We start from the raw sequence: 17,917 nt of genomic DNA, 5'->3' as shown, positions 1-17,917 counted from the left end.
AGCCTCATTAAGGGATCGAAATGCGACGCTCGACAGCACGGCCGGCTTGCTCGATCACGAAGTTCAAAAGGAAATAGACAAAGCCTGCGAACAGATAGAATTCGAGACTGAGATATGTACGCGCAATCACCTGCTGGGTGGCCAGCAACAGCTCGACCACACCGATGATCGACAGCAATGTCGATGCCTTGACGATCTCGGTTGCGGTATTCACCCAGGTTGGCAAAATCTGGCGCAAGGCCTGTGGCAGCAGGACATAGACAAAGGTCTGCATAAAGGTCAGGCCGATTGATTTGGCCGCCTCGGTCTGTCCGACCGCAATCGCCGACAACGCCCCGCGCACAATTTCACCGACATGGGACGAACAAAACAGCGTCAGCGCCAGCACCCCTGCCTGAAATGCTGTCAGGTCAACACCGACCACCGACAGAATGTAAAAGCAGGCAAGGATCAGAACGAAAACAGGCGTCCCGCGCAGAAAGTCGATATAGAGCCGCACGATAAAGCGCAGCCAGCGCTGCCCGTATGTCATTGCCAGACCAACAAACACGCCCAGAATGGTGCCAAGCACAACCGACGAGACCGATATCAGAATTGTGTCGCCAAGCCCGTCCAGCAGGTTCATCCGGGCATTCCACAACTCTGTAAAGAAAAGAGAGAAATTCACCTGATACCCTTTCAACGAGGAACAGCAAGACGCTGTTCAAGACGGCGCAACAGCCACGCGATCACATAGCAAGCCACGACATAAATCATCGACGCCACCATCCAGGTTTCAATCACCCGGAAACTTTCGACATTGATCTTGCGGGCATAGAAAGTCAGATCGGGCACCGCAATTGCCGCCGCCAGCGAGGTATCCTTGAACAGGGAAATGAAGTTGTTCGAAAGCGATGGCAAAACGTTACGGAACATCACCGGAATGATGATGTTGGTCTTGATCTTGAATTCGGTCAGACCAATCGCCAGTCCGGCTTCACGCAAGCCTTTTGGCAAGGCAACAAGCCCCGACCGGAATACCTCGGCCAGATAGGCACCGGCATAAATCGACAGCGTGAAGATAAAGGATGAAATCTTGTCGAGTGCGATGCCCAATTGCGGCAGGGCAAAATAGCAAAACAGGATCAGCACAAGGATCGGGGTATTGCGGATTGCGGAGACATATCCCCCCGCAATCCAGCGCAAAATCTTGTGGCGGGACAGCATCCCGAAAGCAGCAAGAAGACCAATCAAGCAGCCGATCGCAATCGACACAATGGCAAGAAACAGTCCCAGACCAAGTCCCTGAGCCAGAAGTTCCCAATTGCGCCAGATGACGTCAAAATTGAAATCGTAATTCAAAACAGTTCTTTCAGGATGCTGAACGCGTTACTTGTACTCGACAGGGAAGCCGATTTTCGGCACGGCCAGTTCTTCACCGAACCAGGTCTTGAAGCTTTCAGCATAGAACGGGAACTCAACACCGGTCATGCCTTCATGAAGAACGGTGTTAACAAAGTTCAGCCAACGCTGATCACCCGGTTTAACGCCGCAGGAATAGCTCTGCGGGTTCCAGGCGTAACCAGCATCCTCGTAACGGCCCGGGTTCTGAACCATGAACCAGCGCAAGGCCGACTGATCGGTTGCGGCGGCTTCTGCACGGCCTGAATTCAGGGCCTGATACATCAGATCAACGCTGTCATACTGGTCGACTTCTGCTTCCGGCAGGGCCGCATGGACCATTTCTTCGGCATAGACGTTCTGAAGAACCGCCACGGTCACATCATCACCGGCTGCTTTCAGCGCGTCATAGTCGGCATAGTCGCCATTTGCCATCAAAAGCAGGCCAACGCCTTCGCGATAGTAAGGAATGGTGAATTCGATCTGCTGGGCACGTTCGGCGGTGACGGTCATGAACTGGCAGGACAGGTCAACCTTGTCGGTTACCAGGTTCGGAATACGGGCATCACCAGACTGCTGAACATACTGGATTTTATCCGGGTCACCGAACAGCGCCTTTGCGACAAGACGGCCCATGTCAACGTCAAAACCCTTGAGCGTGTTGTCGCTGTCCATGAAGTGCCAGGGCGGGTTGGTCGAACCGGTCCCCAGAACAAGATAACCACGATCAAGCACTTCCTGAAGCTTGCTTGCTTCCTGTGCCATGGCAGAACCGGCAGCAGCCGTCATCACCGTCGCAACGGCGAGCGTTTTAATAAAAGTCATCTTTTGTCTCCGCGTTTTAATGAGCCACACATGCTGGGTAGTTTCTTAAATTCCGTTATAGCGGAATCGATACCGTTGTTTCGGATTTAAACTAGCAGCGTTTTTTAACGGGAGTCAATTTCGTTTTGCCCCGCCCGCGCCTTCCCGTGAAAATTTCGGACATACAGACAAAGAAAATGCCGCCGTCTGCATCCACAGACTGGCGGCATTTTCCTTTATTCATCCCTGTTCGAACCAGTCTCTGAAACCGGTAGAAATCAGAGGATTACAGCATCTGACTATCTCGCTTTGCGCAAGGCGACCAGAAGCCTCAGACTATTGATCGTGACCAGAACAGTCGCACCGGTATCGGCCAGAACCGCCAGCCACAATCCCGTCAACCCCGTGATCGAGGTCACCAGAAAGACTGCCTTAAGCCCCAGCGCAATCGTGATGTTCTCGCGAATGACACGGCGTGCCGCCCGCGATAGCTTGACCAGATTGACCACATCGCCAAGACGATCCTTGACCGCAACCGCATCGGCGGCCTCAAGTGCGATATCCGTTCCCCCACCAATGGCGATCCCGACATCAGCAGCCTTTAGCGCCGGGGCATCATTAATCCCGTCACCAACCATCGCCACCGGGCCAGAGCGTTTGGGATCGTCGCGCAGGGCCGAAAGCGCGTTAAGCTTGTCTTCGGGCATCAATTCCGCACGGTAATCCATGCCCAGTTCAGCAGCCATCCGCCTGGCAACACGGGTGGCATCCCCGGTCAACATCACAGGTGTAATGTTAAGCCTGTTAAGTTCGGCAAGGGCGGCCTTGGCATCCGGGCGCGCAACATCACGCAGCGCCAGGGCACCAATGACCATACCATCCTTGAGGATCACGACCGCCGTGCTGCCTTCTTCCTCTTGCGCTGCAAGCCAGTCATCAATCTCGCCATCAGGCGTTACGCCAAGACGGGTTGCCGCCCCCACCTGATAGATCACACCGTCAATCTTGCCTTCCACCCCTGCTCCGGCAATGGTTCTGGCATTGTCGATCACCGGCAGTTCAAGGTTCCGGTTTTCCGCGGCCTGCACCACAGCACGGGCCAGCGGATGGGACGTCACGGTTTCAAGTGCCGCAGCAATGGTCAGAAGACCGTTCTCGCCATATCCATCCGTAGTCTTGATCGCCGCAAGTTTCGGTTTGCCTTCGGTCAGGGTCCCGGTCTTGTCAAACGCCATGGTGCGAACCGCCCCGATCAGCTCAAGCCCGGCACCGCCCTTGACCAGAAGTCCGATCCGGGTGGCACGTGCAAGTGCCGATGTCACCGCCGCCGGGGTCGAAATCACCAGCGCACAGGGGCAACCGATCAGCAACAATGCCAGACCACGATAAATCCACTCATCCCATGACTGGCCAAACACAACCGGCGGAATAACAACTGTCGCCGCCGCCAACGCCATAATAATCGGGGTATAGATGCGGGCAAATTTGGCAACAAACCGTTCTACCGGTGCCTTGTGTTTTTCGCTTTGCTCGACCAGTTCGATCACGCGATCAAGCATGGTTTGCCCGGCTGCGCGGGTCACTGCCATCCGAACCGGACTGTCGGTGACGATGGCACCGGCAAAGACTTCGTCACCTTCCTTGCGATAGACCGGAACCGACTCCCCCGTCAGGTGGCTGTTGTCGACCTCGGCCGCGCCGGAGGCAATCACCCCATCAGCCGGAATACGTTCACCCGGACGGATTTCGACGAGATCGTTTTGCGCCAGTTGTGCGGGGGAAACGGTTTCAAAGCCGCCATCACGCACCAGACGTGCCTGTTCGGGTGCCAGCTTCATCAGGGCCTTGACGCCACTTCGCGCCCGCCCGGCCGCAACACCTTCAAGCCGTTCACCGATGGCAAACAGCAAAACAACCATCCCGGCCTCAAGACTTTCACCAATGGCCACGGCCCCGATAACCGCAACCGACATCAAAAGTTCGATCGAGAAGATGGCCCCACTTTGTGCAAGCCGCAGCGCTTTCCTCATCACCGGCACGGCCGCAAGGATCGAGGCAATTGACATCGCATAGGGTGACGTTGCCGGCACCAGCGCACCGGTCGCCCCGCCCAGCAGCAGGAAGATAGCGGCAAAGGCGATTTCGTCATTCTCTGAAGACCATGGCGCATACCAGCGCGCTTTTTGCGCGTCGACCGGATTGCCATCCTGACCGAGAGGGTCTTGGCCCTGGCCGGACTTGGTATCGGAGCAACTGCTCGCCCCGCAGCAAGAAGCTTTTGCCAACGCGTCCATGCTGCCCGGAACCGGCTTTTCCTGTGCCGGATAACCAAGTTTGGTCAGCATGGTTGTGATGCTGTTGCGGCTGTCGGTGTGGGCATCATCAATGCCCAGAGTTACAGTTTCGCGCATCATCGACACATCCACGCAAGACACACCGTCAACTTTGCCCAGTGCGGTTTCGATCTTTGCCACGCAGGAACCGCAATCCATACCAGAAACCTGCCAGTGGTAATGACTTACAGCGCCACCCTTTTTAGCAACAATATCCCGCAAGACTGCATCTTCGTCTGCATTGACCGGAAGGGATACAGAAATCCCCTGACCGTCACCGGTAATGCCGTGATCGGGAACCGCCTTGTTCAAGGCATCTATCAGGCTTTCCCGACACCGTCCGCAATTGCCGATCGCCGGAATATCGTCCCATTTTGCAACGAAGGACATTTAGTCACCTCATAAAGATCAAATTTCTATTCATATATTACATTCAAACTAGGATTCATATGTTGGTCTGTCAAGGATATTCAAATGATGATTTGAATATCAAAATCGCACATGCCCGTTGCCCGGCTTTGACACCAACATAGATACTGGTAAACCCAGTTAAACAGCTGAACTAAAAACGAAAAAAATCAGTCGTGGGTGACATGCGCAAAAACATCGCGCACCACGCGCGAAATATGCTCGTCATCAATCTGATAAAAAATATGCCGTCCGCGCCGCTCGGACGCCAGAATCCGCTGATCGCGTAAATGACGCAGATGATGGCTGCAAAGCGATTGCGACATGTTGGTCGCATCTGCCAGTTCGCTCACCGTTTGCGGTTTTTCCATACAGCGCAGAACCAGTTGCAAGCGCCCGGCATCCCCCAGAAGCGAAAAGATTTTTGCTGCCGCCTCGATATGGGGCAAAGACAAATCCGCTCCCACCGCGCGCGATGCATCGCGCGTTACGGCCTCGCCCTGTTCGGTGCTCAGGCCAAGACGGGCCGCAGCATCGCATTCCTGACAGTCATTTTCTGCGCGCGATGACACGGGCTTGGCGATCGGGGAACTGGTTTTGCTTTCTGACATGGCCCTTATTTTCCATGCCTGCCCGGCCTTGGCAAGGGGAACGATCCACTCATGCCTGCATTCTTACACTGAATGCCCCCGAATACAGTTTTCACATTGACTCATTTCGATAATTTATTCATGTTTTACATGAATTTTATAAATCGATTCGAGAATACCCACATTCAGGAGCCCCACAAATGACGACCGCAACTAAACCTGATACCCTTCAAAACGTGCGTCGCCTCAGTACCGTTCTGTATTGGGGATGTGCGCTTGCCATCATCTTCCAGTTTTTTGTCGTTCCGATCATCTGGTATGTGCCGGGCTGGATTGAAACCAGCAGCAGTCAGATGACCGTCAGCATTGCCGATCTTCATGCTCTTTCCGGCTGGCAGAAATACGCCACCATGCTGGTCATGATGATCCCTTCCCTGATCATGGCTTACGGGCTCAATCATCTGCGCAAGATGTTCAGGGCCTTTTCCCGTGACATCATTTTCCAGCCCGCGCCAATCAGGCACCTTAAGGTCTTTGGTGTCGCGCTTTTGGTGCAAACACTGGTAAAACCGCTGACCGGGGCTGTGACATCGGTTCTGGCGACCTTCCATCGTCCGGCGGGTGAAAGAATGTTGTCGATCGGGCTTGGCAATGCCGAAGCCAGCACCCTTTTCCTTGGCGCTCTGATTATCGTGATTGCCTGGGTTCTTGGCGAAGCAGCCCGGATCGACGATGAAAACCGGAGCTTTGTCTGATGGGGATTGTTGTCCGACTTGATGTGATGCTTGCCACCCGCAAGATGAAGTCCAAGGATCTTGCCGCCCGGATCGGCATCAGCGAACAGAATCTGTCGCTTTTGAAATCGGGCAAGGTACGCGGCGTAAGGTTTGAAACCCTTGCCGCGATCTGCAAGGAACTGGAATGCCAACCCGGCGACCTTCTGGAATTTGAAGACGACACCTGAACCCTACACAGCGCAGCAAGCGCCCGGCATATTCCCCTCGCCCCTGATCCAACCATGCAGTTTCCGACGTAAGTCGATTAATGAAACAGCATGGTTGGATATCTGGTGACGTACGAACTTTTCACTCTATTGCTTAATGCGCTGATCTGCCTTGGCCTGCCATGGATTTATAACTACGCCTATGCCAAGCAACCCGGTGTTGGTGGCAAACGCCTTATGGGCAATCGCGATATGTTGCCCGAACGTACCGGTATTGCCGCGCGTGGCCTTCGCGCCCATCAGAACCAGCTTGAAAATCTGGTTCCCTTTGCGATTATCGTCTTTAGTGCACACGCCATCGACATTTCCAACACGGTCACAATTATTTGCGCCACCCTTTTCCTGATCGCCCGGATTGCACATGCCGGGTTTTACATTGCCGGTATTACCCGGCTGCCGGGCGTCAATGGCGTACGATCCATCGCCTATTTCATCAGCCTGTTCTCGATGCTGGTCTATGCCGCCCAATTGTTTTGGCATTAGAGTTTAACCCGTGCTTGCCGCCTGAAGAATGTTTTGCCTAAATGACATCAAGCGATGGCAACATGTCGCACAAACAGCAAAATACTTCAGGAGAGGACGCAATAGATGTCAAAGAAGATCGCCCTGGTCACCGGTGCTGCACGCGGAATTGGACTGGCCACCGCCAAACTGTTTATCGCCCAAGGCTGGCAAGTCGCGATGGTCGACCGTGACGGGGATGAATTGCTCAGCGCCTCTGCCGATCTTTCCGATGCCAAACCGTTTATCTTTGACGTCTCGGTTCCCGAACAGGTCGATCAAATGATCGCCGATGCGCTTGCGGCATTCGGCCAGATTGATGCGGTGGTCAATAATGCCGGGGTTGCCGACTTCCTGCCGGTCGAAGAAACCAGCTTTGCCACCTGGCGCCGGATCATGGAAACCAACCTTGATGGCGTCTTCCTTGTCTCTCAGGCCGCTATTCCGGCGTTGAAGCAAACCAAGGGGGCGATTGTCAATATCGGCTCGATCTCGGGCCTTCGCGCGTCAACCCTTCGTGTGGCCTATGGCACATCAAAGGCCGCAGTCATTCACATGACCAAACAACAGGCCGCCGAACTTGGCGAATATGGCATTCGCGCCAACTGCGTCTGTCCCGGCCCGGTCAAAACCAAACTGGCGATGGCGGTGCATTCGCCAGAAATCATCTCGGCCTATCTTGATGCCATGCCGCTTGGCCGATACGGCACCGAAAATGAAATCGCCGAAGTCATCCATTTCCTGTGCTCGGACAAGGCAAGCTTCGTGACCGGTCAAATCGTTGCCGCAGATGGCGGGTTCGAGACAACCGGTGTCGGCCTGCCTGCGCTCCGCCGAAAATAAAGGCCATGCAACCATGCGCCCGCTTCGCCTGATCATCGCATTGACCGCCATACTGGCCCTGTCATCCTGCCTGACCTTCAACTGGCAACGCAGTGTCCAACAGGTCCTGTCAAATGCGTGTAACTCCACAGGCGATTGCGGGTCGGATGGGCCCGGCTCGAACTAGCTCCAAACAAAAACGGCGCATCCACTGGACGCGCCGTTTGGTGTTTCCGCTATCGGAAAGCTTATTCCCACTCGATGGTTCCCGGTGGTTTCGACGTGAAGTCATAGGTGACACGGTTGATGCCGTTGACTTCATTGATGATCCGGTTGGCGATGCGGCCAAGCAGTTCCGGCGGGAACGCATAGAAGTCCGCAGTCATGCCATCGGTCGAGGTGACTGCGCGCAAGGCGCACGCATAGTCATAGGTACGACCATCGCCCATCACGCCAACGGTACGGACAGGAAGCAGAACAGCGAAGGCCTGCCAGATAGCGTCATAAAGACCGGCATTGCGGATTTCTTCGAGATAGATCGCATCAGCCTTGCGCAGAATATCAAGCTTTTCGCGCGTGATCGGCTGGCCCGGAATACGGATCGCAAGACCCGGTCCTGGGAACGGATGACGGCCAACAAAGCTGTCAGGCAGGCCAAGTTCACGACCAAGGTCACGGACTTCGTCCTTGAACAATTCACGAAGCGGTTCCACCAGCTTCATGTTCATGCGTTCCGGAAGACCACCAACATTGTGGTGCGACTTGATGGTGACAGACGGGCCACCGGTGAAGGACACACTTTCGATCACATCCGGATAAAGTGTGCCCTGTGCCAGGAAGTCTGCACCACCAATTTTCTTGGCTTCTTCTTCAAAGGTTTCGATGAAGAGACGGCCAATGGTTTTGCGTTTTACTTCCGGATCGGTTTCGCCTTCGATGGCACCGATAAAGGTATCGGACGCATCAACATGGACCAGCGGGATGTTGTAATGGTCACGGAACAGCGAAACGACCTGATCGGCCTCGCCCGAGCGCATGAAACCATGATCAACAAACACGCAAGTCAGCTGATCACCAATCGCTTCGTGGATCAGAACCGCGGTGACCGAGCTGTCAACACCGCCCGACAGGCCACAGATGACCTTGCCATCTCCGACCTGTTTGCGGATTTTCTCAATCGCGTCGTCCTTATAGGCATTCATCGTCCAGTCGCCAGAGCAACCGGCAACGCCATGCGTAAAGTTCTTAAGGAGCTGCGCGCCATGCGGGGTATGGACCACTTCCGGGTGGAACTGAACCGCATAGAATTTCTTTTCGTCATTGGCGATGGCGGCAAACGGTGCGCCTTCGGATTTGCCAACTACGCGGAAACCATCCGGAAGCGCATCAACGCGGTCGCCGTGGCTCATCCAGACCTGTTCGCGTGCGCCAGCCGCCCACACCCCGGTGAACAGCGCGCAATCTTCGATCACGTCGACAAAGGCACGACCGAATTCACGATGATCGGATGTCGCGACCTTGCCGCCAAGCTGGTTGACCATGGTCTGCTGACCATAGCAGATGCCCAGAACCGGAACGCCAAGTTCAAACACCTTGGTCGGTGCTGACGGTGCCTTGTCCCAATGGACAGACGCCGGGCCACCCGAAAGGATCACGGCCTTGGGGGCATATTCATCAAGGAACGCATCCGAGATGTTATTAAAAGGATGGATCTCACTATAGACACCGCTTTCACGCACGCGACGTGCAATCAGCTGGGTGACCTGGGATCCGAAATCAATAATCAGCACGCGATCAGTCATCGGGCCGTATCTCCGTCGAAGATGGGGTTGCGCCGTACATACGCCAAACCATCGAGATGGGCAACCCGGCGCAGGTGGTCACCCAACGATGCATTCAAAAAACTTTTGCCCTTAGCCCAGGCATTTGGAGGAGATTGCGGCGTTTTTGCGCGCAATTCCCCCTGAAAACCCCACAATTGGTCCCTTTTTCCTTCGCAATGGGCGCGCATTATCCCAATCAACGGAACGCGGGAAACAACGCGTCCGACCATGAGCAACGCACTTTTGATCAATGCAAGGGACACGAAATCATGAGCACTTCCAAAGGTAGTAAAATCGCACTCGCTGTCGCTGGTCTTATTCTGGTTGCCGGTACAGCAACCGCCATCGCAATGACCCAGAAGGACGGCGGTTCCGCCCTGCCGATCTTTGGCACTGAAGAAAGCGCACCGGCCGAGAAGTCCGAAACCATGACCCCGGCCGAGCCGAGTGCCGAAATCGGCGAAAGCCTGAAGACCGGCCCGGATGCCCAGGATGACGACATTCCGGGCATGAACAATCTTGAGAATTCCGAAGGTTTGGACAAGCCGACTACCATCTTTGATGGCGCGACCGAAAAAGCCGAGTAACCGGTTTTCCGTCGATATCGGGCCAACACCCGAAAGGCCGTGGCACCGGCAATTTGCAGAAGAGTCCATCAACGCAATATTGCGTTCACGGTGAAACAAAACTGGCCCTGCGAGGATCGCTCGCAGGGCCTTTTTCTTTGCAGGCAGATTAAGGGCGGCAAAGGTTTTGGCCTGGTTTCCATATGCCTTGGCCGCCATTGCCATTACTTTACCTTGCCTTTGGCCGTACGTTCGAACACCGCCACAAAGAACCCGTCCGTGCCATGAACATTTGGCGACAGGCGCAGCCAGGGTTTGTCCTTGCCGCCCGGAACCGGAACGGATTTCGGTGCATCGGGCCAGATTTCGCTGATCGGAACCGGTCGGAAATCCTTGCGATCGCGCATAAAGGTCTCAATCAGGCGTTCGTTTTCTTCGGGCATGATCGAGCAGGTCGCATAAATCAGACGACCGCCCTTGGTGACCTTTGCGGCACCGGCCTTAAGGATCTTGCTCTGCTGCCCCATAAGGGTGCGCAGGTCGCGCTGACCGATACGCCAGCGCAAAGCCGGGTTACGGCGCAACGTTCCAAGACCGGAACAGGGCACATCCAGCAACACGCGGTCAAAGAAACCGGATTTGTTACGCAACCAGCTGTCACGTTCATCGGCAATGATGCGCTGCTGGATGCAATCGCCCGCACCGGCGCGGCGTGCACGCTTGCGGGCATTATCCAGTCGGCCACCATGGGTATCACAGGCAAGAATACGCCCCTTGCCGTGCATGTCTGCCGCAAGACCAAGCGTTTTGCCGCCACCGCCGGCACACATATCAAGCACGGTCATGCCCGGTTTGGCATCGACCAGCTTGACGCAAATCTGTGATGCTTCGTCCTGAATTTCGATCAGGCCGTCTTTATAGGCCGCCGTGACCAGCATATTCAGACCAAGTGGCAGACGCAGACCATTGGGTGCAAACGGGGTACGCTCGATATCCTTGATGCCGTCTGCTTTAAGCGACTTGATGGCATCTTCGACCGTGCCGCGCAGACGGTTGACGCGAAGATCAAGTTTGGCCGGCTGGTTATAGGCCGCCATCTCCGCCGTAAGGTTTTCGTGATGAAGCTTCATCAGTTCGGCATAAAGCCATTTCGGCAGCTCGGTTTTGACCGCACCGGGCTGGGCATCATGATCAAGGGTCTTGTCAGACAGCTTGTTGATCAGGTGTTTTTCATTGGGGTGAAGGGTTTCCGGGCAGAATTGCTCGCCACAGAACCGGTCGGCGATTTCGGCAGTTTTCAGGCCGTCATGCAACACCAGATCAGCGATCATGCGTGCGCGGCCATCCTGAAACTCGTATCCGACTTCTGCCAGCCACCAGCCCAGACGGGCCTGATGACGGATCAGGTTATAGAAACGTTCGCTGATTTCACGGCGATCGCCACCGCCGATATAACGGCGTGATCCGAAATAACCGGACACAACGCGGTCTGCGTCGTCTCGGGTATGGGTCCAACCGTCGTAAAGTTCAATGACGGCCGCGATACGTGCACCGGGTTTCAAAGCGAATTTCCAACCTGTTTTGCGGGTGTTACTGCTGCTTCGGATATGGGAAGCGCGAACACGCCTTGCGATAAATACGATAAAAAAGACGATGACGGCAGGAAAGCCTGCCGTCACCCGAATTCTTGCGCCGCTCTTATCATGGCTTGGCCCTTTCGCCAACAGCGTCAAACGCAAGGCAGCCAAGCCAATCAAGAAGCGAAGCGTTCCGTCTAGCTGCCCGGACGATAGTTCGGGGCTTCGCGGGTGATGGTCACATCATGGGCGTGGCTTTCGCGCAGGCCCGCATTTGTGATGCGAACAAACTCGGCACGTTCACGGAAATCGGCAAGCGTTGCCGAACCGGTATAACCCATGGACGCCTTAAGACCGCCGACCAGCTGATGAATGATCTGGCCTGCCGGACCTTTGTAAGGAACGCGGCCTTCGATGCCTTCGGGAACCAGTTTCAGGTTATCCTGAACATCCTGCTGGAAGTAACGGTCAGCCGAGCCACGTGCCATCGCACCAACCGACCCCATACCACGATAGGATTTGTACGAACGGCCCTGATACAGGATGACTTCGCCCGGTGCTTCGTCCGTACCGGCCAGAAGCGAGCCAACCATGCAGGTGCTCGCACCCGCTGCCATTGCCTTGGCGATGTCACCCGAGAACTTGATCCCGCCATCTGCGATAATCGGAATATCAAGGGTATGGGCCATTTCGGCACAATCCATCACAGCTGTAAGCTGCGGAACGCCAACACCGGCAACAATACGGGTGGTGCAAATCGAGCCCGGACCGATACCGACCTTGACAGCATCTGCACCGGCTTCGGCCAATGCCTTTACCGCAGCAGCGGTTGCAACGTTACCTGCAATGATCTGGGTGTCGCCGACTTTTGACTTGATCTGTTCAACCGCCTTGATCACGCCAGCCGAGTGGCCATGGGCAGTATCAATGACCAGAATATCAACACCGGCTTCGACCAGAGCCGTAGCACGTTCAAAGCCTGCTTCGCCAACGCCGGTTGCCGCAGCAACACGCAGGCGACCGCTTTCGTCCTTACAGGCATTCGGGTGCAGCTTGGCTTTCTCGATGTCCTTGACCGTAATCAGGCCGGTGCAACGATAGGCATCGTCAACAACCAGAAGCTTTTCGATACGGTGCTGATGCAGAAGTTTCTTGGCTTCGGTGGTATCGACATTCTCGGTTACCGTCACCAGACCTTCGTGGGTCATCAGTTCGGAAACCGGCTGTGCGCGGTTCGAAGCGAAACGAACATCACGGTTGGTCAGAATACCGACCAGTTTGTTCGAACCACGTTCAACAACCGGAATACCGGAAATGTGGTTCACATCCATAAGATCAAGCGCATCTGCCAGCGTCTGGTCCGGGTGGATGGTGATCGGGTTAACAACCATGCCCGATTCGAATTTCTTTACACGGCGAACTTCTTCGGCCTGCTGAGCGATATCGAGGTTCTTGTGAATAACCCCCATGCCGCCATGCTGCGCCATTACAATCGCCATTGCACTTTCGGTTACGGTATCCATAGCCGAGGAAAGCAGCGGGATCTTCAGGTCAATCTTCTTGGTAATGCGGGTATTGGTCTGCACCTGAGCAGGCAGCACTTCGGATGCTGCGGGTTTGATCAAAACGTCGTCAAACGTCAGGGCTTCTACAATGCGGGTCATCTGGCCACCTCGTTAATCTGAGTTGGCGCGGAATTTATACATGTTATGCCCCAAATGCCAAGTTTTCCGCGCCCATAACAGCCCTGTGATTTTATTGATGCTTTATTTTGCGCATTCCGTTAGAAACTGGTCGATGGGACTGCTGTCAGGCTGGTCAGTCACATTGTTCTGATTAAACAATCGCCATCATCCCCAATTTCCAGACATAAAATCCGGTTTCGCCATGCGCACAAGACTTGCGCGGAACCTTAACTATGCCTGCTTGGCGGTTTCTTTCGCACGGTCATCAAGAACCTGGCTGATAAAGTTCCGGACGTCACCATCAAGTGATTCTGCACGCCCTAACAGGCCAGTCGCCTCGTTATGCAGCGTGACCAGAACTTCACGGGAATCATTCGTTCCCGAAGCAACATGTCCGACACTGGTGACAATATCACGCATGCGGCAGACAGCTTGCTCGATACGATTGCTGATCTCGTTCACCGCGTCGGTTTGCTCACGCGTTGCGTTGGCAACAAGGCGCGCACCATCATCGATTTCATTAATCTTTTCACTGATATCTCGAACAAAGGCCACCGCTTCGCGGGTCATTTCCTGCATCTCGCCGATTTCACGAATGACTTCTTCGGCGGCATGACTGGACTGATTGGCAAGGTTTTTGACCTCGGACGCAACAACCGCAAATCCCTTGCCAGCTTCACCTGCGCGCGCAGCCTCGATCGTTGCATTCAGCGCCAGAAGATTCGTTTGTTCGGCAACATCGGTAATCAATTCGACAACGCCGGTTACGCGTGTTGCCAATGCATCAAGACGTTCCATATGCTCGGCGGCTGAACGGGCCCGTTCGACTGCGGTTTCAGACAAGGTCGCCGAACCGTCAATCTGGCTCCCGATTTGCTGGATCGACCCACTGAACTGCTCGGTAGCCGTTGCTATCCCGTCAAGCGCAGCACTGCTTTCTTCGGCCGCCTTTCGCATCTCGGCAGCCTGATCGGCAATTCTGGTGACATTTTGCGACAGGAAGTCTGAATTTGAACTCAGGCTTCGCGCACTGTTGGACAAATCACCAACAACAAGTTTGAGATCATCACCAATCCGCCCTGCACTGCTGCGGAACGTTTTGGTCTGAACATCCATAATCTCGAGTGCGCTATTGACCTTCTCGGCATAGCCGACCAGATCACCGCGCAATCCGCGCGGGACGATCTTGCGGTAATAGTCGCCTCTCGACGCACAGTTCATTGCCGCTGCGGCTTCCTTGGTAAAGGCCTCGGTCAGATCAAGCAGCTGGTTGACCGCATTTTGCATGTTTGCAAGCTTGCCGCGCTTTTGACGATTGGAAATGCGGGCATCCATGTTGCCATCTGCAGCAGCAAGAACGGTATCGCACAATTCATCAAGATAACGCTGCTGGCGATAGATGGTCAGCCCCCCCGACACACAGCAAACCGTCAGCAATCCGCCAAGCACCGGGATCGCATAGGCCATGAGTTCAGGAACGGCGAACACAGACGAAACTGTCAAAAGCCCTAGGCACCAGCACACCGCCAGCACCAATCGCAGGTTAGAGAGTGAAAACAAATTGATCATAATCGATGCCTGCTTCCCCCAAAAGCTTGCCGACCATCGCGGTTCCCCGCGCCATTCCATCTTTGCGATTTCGTTCTTTTGCTTCTTCTTCGCAAAGGGCCGCATATAGCGGAATGACTTTTTCAATTGCATCGCGTCGCGGAACACGACGGTTGGAATGATACCCGATGATTTTGCCCTGCGGCCCGAAGGTCGGCGTCACGTTGGCGAGAACCCAGTAATGGTCGCCGTTCGAGCAACGATTGATGACATAGGCAAAGATCTCGCGCCCGGCTTCGATGGTCTGCCACAACAACGAAAAGACACATCTTGGCATATCGGGATGGCGGATAATGCTGTGGGGCTGACCAAGGATATCTCTTTCGTGATATCCAGCCACCCGCAGAAACACATCATTTGCATAAGTGATCCGACCTTTAAGATCGGTTTTTGACACAATAATTTCGTCTTCGTCGAAATGACGTTCGACGCCGGTCAAGAACAGACTGTCTTGTTTCATCAGACACACCCCACTCTAAGGACCGTCCCCGAACGGCCCCTATTTCCCACAATCATTACGTTGCAGATTTAACTGCAACTATAACCTGTAAAGTCTGCGAGCTGGTTTGATGTAGCGCAAGCGAAAACGAATATTTGATTTTCCCGTTTCAATATCGAATGACGGCAAAATCAGCACCTATTCAACAGGTGACCATCCATCACCTTCGCCAACTTCGGCATTCTTGATATCGTCTTCCGCATTGTTCTGACCACGGAAGCCGGTCGCGATCAGATAGGCCTCCGGGCTTTCGGGACGCGATGCCGGTGGCTTGGCATGTTTGGTGACACGGAAGTTCTTTTTCACACGATCAAGAAGATCGTTTTCCGTGCCGCCCTTGAACACCTTGGCAATAAAGATGCCGCCCGGCGCCAGAACTTCTTCGGCAAACAAAAGCGCATGTTCAACCAGATCAATGATCCGGATGTGATCGGTCTGACGATGCCCGGTGGTTTCGGGCGACATGTCGGAAATCACCGCATCAACCGGGCCATCAAGGGCGCGTTTGATCATGTTGGGTGCTTCGGGATCAAGGAAGTCGGCCTGCAAACAGGTAGCCCCCGACAGGCCTTCCCATTCGAGAATATCAAGACCAACAACCTGACCACGCCCCTGTTTGGAGCCGACCATGTCAATGGCGACCTGCGTCCAGCCACCTGGTGCGGCACCAAGGTCAACAATACGCATGCCCGGACGGAGCAAGTCGAACTGGTTGTTGATTTCAATCAGCTTGAAAGCCGCACGCGACCGATAGCCAAGGCGCTTGGCTTCCTGAACGTAAGGATCATTGAGCTGACGATCAAGCCAGCGCGTCGATGACAGTTTCCGTCCCTTGGCACTTTTGACACGTGTACGCAGGCCACGCCGCGCACCGGTATCAATGGCTGCAATGGCCGAACCCTTGCGGCGGCGCTGCCCGCCTTTTCCGCTGCGATTTTCGCTCATGATCTTTCCTGAACTGAATTCTGTTTTGGCCAATGACCTGTCGGGACGTTCTCGTCTGACCGATCAGGATGTGGCCGGAATATGCGACACTGTATGACGGCGTGCGTCGCACGGGTCAATAGCATGACCATCCGCACGCATCAAATCGACCAAAATACCTTCGCGCAGGCCCCGATCAGCGACCTTGAGTGTCGCCAAAGGCCAGATATCGCGAATCGCGGCGAAAATCGCAGCGCCCGCATCCATCAATTCTGCACGCTGATTACCGATGCAGGGATGGCCCTTGCGTTTGTCGGCTTCCATCCGGAGCAGAAGCTCGGTCACGCGTTCGGCATCATCAAAGCGCAATTCCGATCCGTCGACCTTGTGACGCTCATAACGTTCAAGACCAAGCGCAATGCCGCAGAACGTCGTTACAGTGCCCGACGTACCGACCATCTGCACCTTGTCGTCATCAAGCATGTCAGTGCAGCAATTGCGCTTGGCAAATTCTTCAAGACGCTGACGGATTTCGGTACGCATGGCCTCAAACCGTTCGCGCCGTTCCTCAACCGAGGCATAGCGTTCGGTCAGGCACAAGACACCGCAAGGCATCGAAAGCGTTTCAATGCACTGGGTCTTCCCCGTGCTATCGACCTTGATCCAGCATATTTCCGTACTGCCACCGCCAATATCAAACACGACGGCATAGGGGCGCTCATCAAGAAGGGCCGAGCAGGCCTGAAGTGCCAGACGGCTTTCTTCATCGGGATTGATAATATCAAGGGTAATGCCGGTTTCGTCCTGAACACGACGGACGAATTCGTCCCGGTTATTGGCCGTGCGACAGGCCTCGGTCGCAACAGCACGCAACCGTGCGCCCGGATGGCGACGCAATTTCTTGGCACAGACACGCAGCGCATCAATCGCGCGTTCCATCGCCGCTTCGCACAGATATCCCTTTTCGCGCACGCCCTCTCCCAGCCGGACAACACGTGAAAACGCATCAATCACTTTGAACCCGTCATTACACGGACGCGCAACCAGAAGCCGGCAGTTCGAACTGCCAAGATCAATCGCTGCATAAAGCGGGGCGGTGATGCAATCAACCATGCGCGCAGGTTTGCCGCGCTCGCCAGGCACCTGAACGGCCTGGCCGGGTTTTGGCATTGCGGGTTTCTCGGGCACATCAAGCACCGCATGGTCACCCATGGCAGCGCCGCCTGCGGGGCTTTCTGCCCTGTGCGAGTTGCTATGGGGATTAACCTGCTTCACCTTCTGAGAACCTGCCTTTTGTTATCTGCTCAATCTGTATCGGGGATCATCAAGACATTTATATGACGATCCTGCGAATCAGCTATATGAGTGTAACGACAATCCCCGACAAGGCAAAT

18 protein-coding genes are annotated in these 17,917 nt (G+C 54.8%); 6 read left to right on the top strand and 12 right to left on the bottom strand.

What is annotated here, in order from left to right:
* Window positions 1–7: 7 nt before the first annotated feature.
* The 5 genes from ACTU44_RS08420 to ACTU44_RS08400 all read right to left on the bottom strand — a co-directional run bounded on the left by ACTU44_RS08420 (window position 8) and on the right by ACTU44_RS08400 (window position 5,536).
* On the bottom strand, window positions 8–667 hold the full coding sequence (locus ACTU44_RS08420; protein WP_462097187.1) for an amino acid ABC transporter permease: 660 nt from the start codon (window positions 665–667) through the stop codon (window positions 8–10).
* Window positions 668–678: 11 nt separating this feature from the next.
* A complete protein-coding gene (locus ACTU44_RS08415) occupies window positions 679–1,341 on the bottom strand; it encodes an amino acid ABC transporter permease (RefSeq protein ID WP_114099302.1) in 663 nt (220 codons plus the stop codon).
* A gap of 27 nt (window positions 1,342–1,368) precedes the next feature.
* On the bottom strand, window positions 1,369–2,205 hold the full coding sequence (locus ACTU44_RS08410) for a transporter substrate-binding domain-containing protein (protein WP_114099301.1): 837 nt from the start codon (window positions 2,203–2,205) through the stop codon (window positions 1,369–1,371).
* Window positions 2,206–2,483: 278 nt separating this feature from the next.
* Window positions 2,484–4,907, bottom strand: a complete 2,424-nt coding sequence (locus ACTU44_RS08405) for a heavy metal translocating P-type ATPase (protein ID WP_462097186.1) — start codon at window positions 4,905–4,907, stop codon at window positions 2,484–2,486.
* A gap of 188 nt (window positions 4,908–5,095) precedes the next feature.
* Complete coding sequence (locus tag ACTU44_RS08400; protein ID WP_462097185.1) at window positions 5,096–5,536, bottom strand: ArsR/SmtB family transcription factor; 441 nt, start codon at window positions 5,534–5,536, stop codon at window positions 5,096–5,098.
* A gap of 179 nt (window positions 5,537–5,715) precedes the next feature.
* On the opposite strand from ACTU44_RS08400, the gene ACTU44_RS08395 reads away from it, so the two are divergent.
* The 5 genes from ACTU44_RS08395 (at window position 5,716) to ACTU44_RS08375 (ending at window position 8,028) form a co-directional block, all read left to right on the top strand.
* The gene (locus ACTU44_RS08395; RefSeq protein ID WP_462097184.1) at window positions 5,716–6,270 is read left to right on the top strand and encodes a DUF2975 domain-containing protein; all 555 of its coding nucleotides are present in this window, start codon (window positions 5,716–5,718) and stop codon (window positions 6,268–6,270) included.
* Entirely contained in the window at window positions 6,270–6,479 is a 210-nt protein-coding gene (locus ACTU44_RS08390) for a helix-turn-helix domain-containing protein (RefSeq protein WP_114099298.1), read from the top strand. The genes ACTU44_RS08395 and ACTU44_RS08390 overlap by 1 nt, the downstream gene beginning before the upstream one ends.
* Window positions 6,480–6,584: 105 nt before the next feature.
* The gene (locus ACTU44_RS08385; RefSeq protein ID WP_114099363.1) at window positions 6,585–7,001 is read left to right on the top strand and encodes an MAPEG family protein; all 417 of its coding nucleotides are present in this window, start codon (window positions 6,585–6,587) and stop codon (window positions 6,999–7,001) included.
* 105 nt (window positions 7,002–7,106) lie between these two features.
* Entirely contained in the window at window positions 7,107–7,862 is a 756-nt protein-coding gene (locus ACTU44_RS08380) for an SDR family NAD(P)-dependent oxidoreductase (RefSeq protein ID WP_462097183.1), read from the top strand.
* Between the two features lie 13 nt (window positions 7,863–7,875).
* Window positions 7,876–8,028, top strand: coding sequence for a hypothetical protein (locus tag ACTU44_RS08375; protein WP_462097182.1), 153 nt, complete (start codon window positions 7,876–7,878; stop codon window positions 8,026–8,028).
* Between the two features lie 61 nt (window positions 8,029–8,089).
* Here ACTU44_RS08375 and guaA read toward each other — a convergent pair whose 3' ends face one another.
* Window positions 8,090–9,643, bottom strand: coding sequence for a glutamine-hydrolyzing GMP synthase (gene guaA / locus ACTU44_RS08370; RefSeq protein ID WP_114099292.1), 1,554 nt, complete (start codon window positions 9,641–9,643; stop codon window positions 8,090–8,092).
* A gap of 290 nt (window positions 9,644–9,933) precedes the next feature.
* Here guaA and ACTU44_RS08365 point away from each other — a divergent pair, with 290 nt between their 5' ends.
* Window positions 9,934–10,251 carry a hypothetical protein gene (locus ACTU44_RS08365; RefSeq protein ID WP_147252033.1) on the top strand — a complete coding sequence of 106 codons (318 nt, stop codon included), beginning with the start codon at window positions 9,934–9,936 and terminating at the stop codon, window positions 10,249–10,251.
* 203 nt (window positions 10,252–10,454) lie between these two features.
* On the opposite strand, the gene ACTU44_RS08360 is transcribed toward ACTU44_RS08365, so the two are convergent.
* The 6 genes from ACTU44_RS08360 to ACTU44_RS08335 form a co-directional block, all read right to left on the bottom strand.
* Window positions 10,455–11,792 carry an RsmB/NOP family class I SAM-dependent RNA methyltransferase gene (locus ACTU44_RS08360; RefSeq protein ID WP_462097181.1) on the bottom strand — a complete coding sequence of 446 codons (1,338 nt, stop codon included), beginning with the start codon at window positions 11,790–11,792 and terminating at the stop codon, window positions 10,455–10,457.
* Window positions 11,793–12,004: 212 nt separating this feature from the next.
* Window positions 12,005–13,471: an IMP dehydrogenase gene (guaB, locus tag ACTU44_RS08355; protein ID WP_336083460.1), complete on the bottom strand. Its 1,467-nt coding sequence runs from the start codon at window positions 13,469–13,471 to the stop codon at window positions 12,005–12,007.
* Between the two features lie 252 nt (window positions 13,472–13,723).
* A complete protein-coding gene (locus ACTU44_RS08350) occupies window positions 13,724–15,061 on the bottom strand; it encodes a methyl-accepting chemotaxis protein (RefSeq protein WP_181850362.1) in 1,338 nt (445 codons plus the stop codon).
* A complete protein-coding gene (locus tag ACTU44_RS08345) occupies window positions 15,036–15,560 on the bottom strand; it encodes a PAS domain-containing protein (RefSeq protein WP_114099288.1) in 525 nt (174 codons plus the stop codon). The genes ACTU44_RS08350 and ACTU44_RS08345 overlap by 26 nt, the downstream gene beginning before the upstream one ends.
* A gap of 177 nt (window positions 15,561–15,737) precedes the next feature.
* Entirely contained in the window at window positions 15,738–16,544 is an 807-nt protein-coding gene (locus ACTU44_RS08340) for an RlmE family RNA methyltransferase (RefSeq protein ID WP_114099287.1), read from the bottom strand.
* A 63-nt stretch (window positions 16,545–16,607) separates the two neighbouring features.
* On the bottom strand, window positions 16,608–17,798 hold the full coding sequence (locus ACTU44_RS08335; protein WP_336083465.1) for a Ppx/GppA phosphatase family protein: 1,191 nt from the start codon (window positions 17,796–17,798) through the stop codon (window positions 16,608–16,610).
* Between the last annotated feature and the right edge of the window lie 119 nt (window positions 17,799–17,917).

This window comes from Thalassospira sp. SM2505 (assembly GCF_054901115.1).
Note: the sequence above shows the minus strand (reverse complement) of the source record. Positions and strands in the feature narration are given on the sequence as shown.

Coding starts and splice junctions, on each gene's coding strand:
- guaB (WP_336083460.1), bottom strand. CDS start 13,471: ATGACCCGCATTGTAGAAGCCCTGACGTTTGACGACGTTTTGATCAAA.
- ACTU44_RS08340 (WP_114099287.1), bottom strand. CDS start 16,544: ATGAGCGAAAATCGCAGCGGAAAAGGCGGGCAGCGCCGCCGCAAGGGT.
- ACTU44_RS08350 (WP_181850362.1), bottom strand. CDS start 15,061: ATGATCAATTTGTTTTCACTCTCTAACCTGCGATTGGTGCTGGCGGTG.
- ACTU44_RS08345 (WP_114099288.1), bottom strand. CDS start 15,560: ATGAAACAAGACAGTCTGTTCTTGACCGGCGTCGAACGTCATTTCGAC.
- ACTU44_RS08410 (WP_114099301.1), bottom strand. CDS start 2,205: ATGACTTTTATTAAAACGCTCGCCGTTGCGACGGTGATGACGGCTGCT.
- ACTU44_RS08405 (WP_462097186.1), bottom strand. CDS start 4,907: ATGTCCTTCGTTGCAAAATGGGACGATATTCCGGCGATCGGCAATTGC.
- ACTU44_RS08390 (WP_114099298.1), top strand. CDS start 6,270: ATGGGGATTGTTGTCCGACTTGATGTGATGCTTGCCACCCGCAAGATG.
- ACTU44_RS08395 (WP_462097184.1), top strand. CDS start 5,716: ATGACGACCGCAACTAAACCTGATACCCTTCAAAACGTGCGTCGCCTC.
- guaA (WP_114099292.1), bottom strand. CDS start 9,643: ATGACTGATCGCGTGCTGATTATTGATTTCGGATCCCAGGTCACCCAG.
- ACTU44_RS08365 (WP_147252033.1), top strand. CDS start 9,934: ATGAGCACTTCCAAAGGTAGTAAAATCGCACTCGCTGTCGCTGGTCTT.
- ACTU44_RS08400 (WP_462097185.1), bottom strand. CDS start 5,536: ATGTCAGAAAGCAAAACCAGTTCCCCGATCGCCAAGCCCGTGTCATCG.
- ACTU44_RS08380 (WP_462097183.1), top strand. CDS start 7,107: ATGTCAAAGAAGATCGCCCTGGTCACCGGTGCTGCACGCGGAATTGGA.
- ACTU44_RS08375 (WP_462097182.1), top strand. CDS start 7,876: ATGCGCCCGCTTCGCCTGATCATCGCATTGACCGCCATACTGGCCCTG.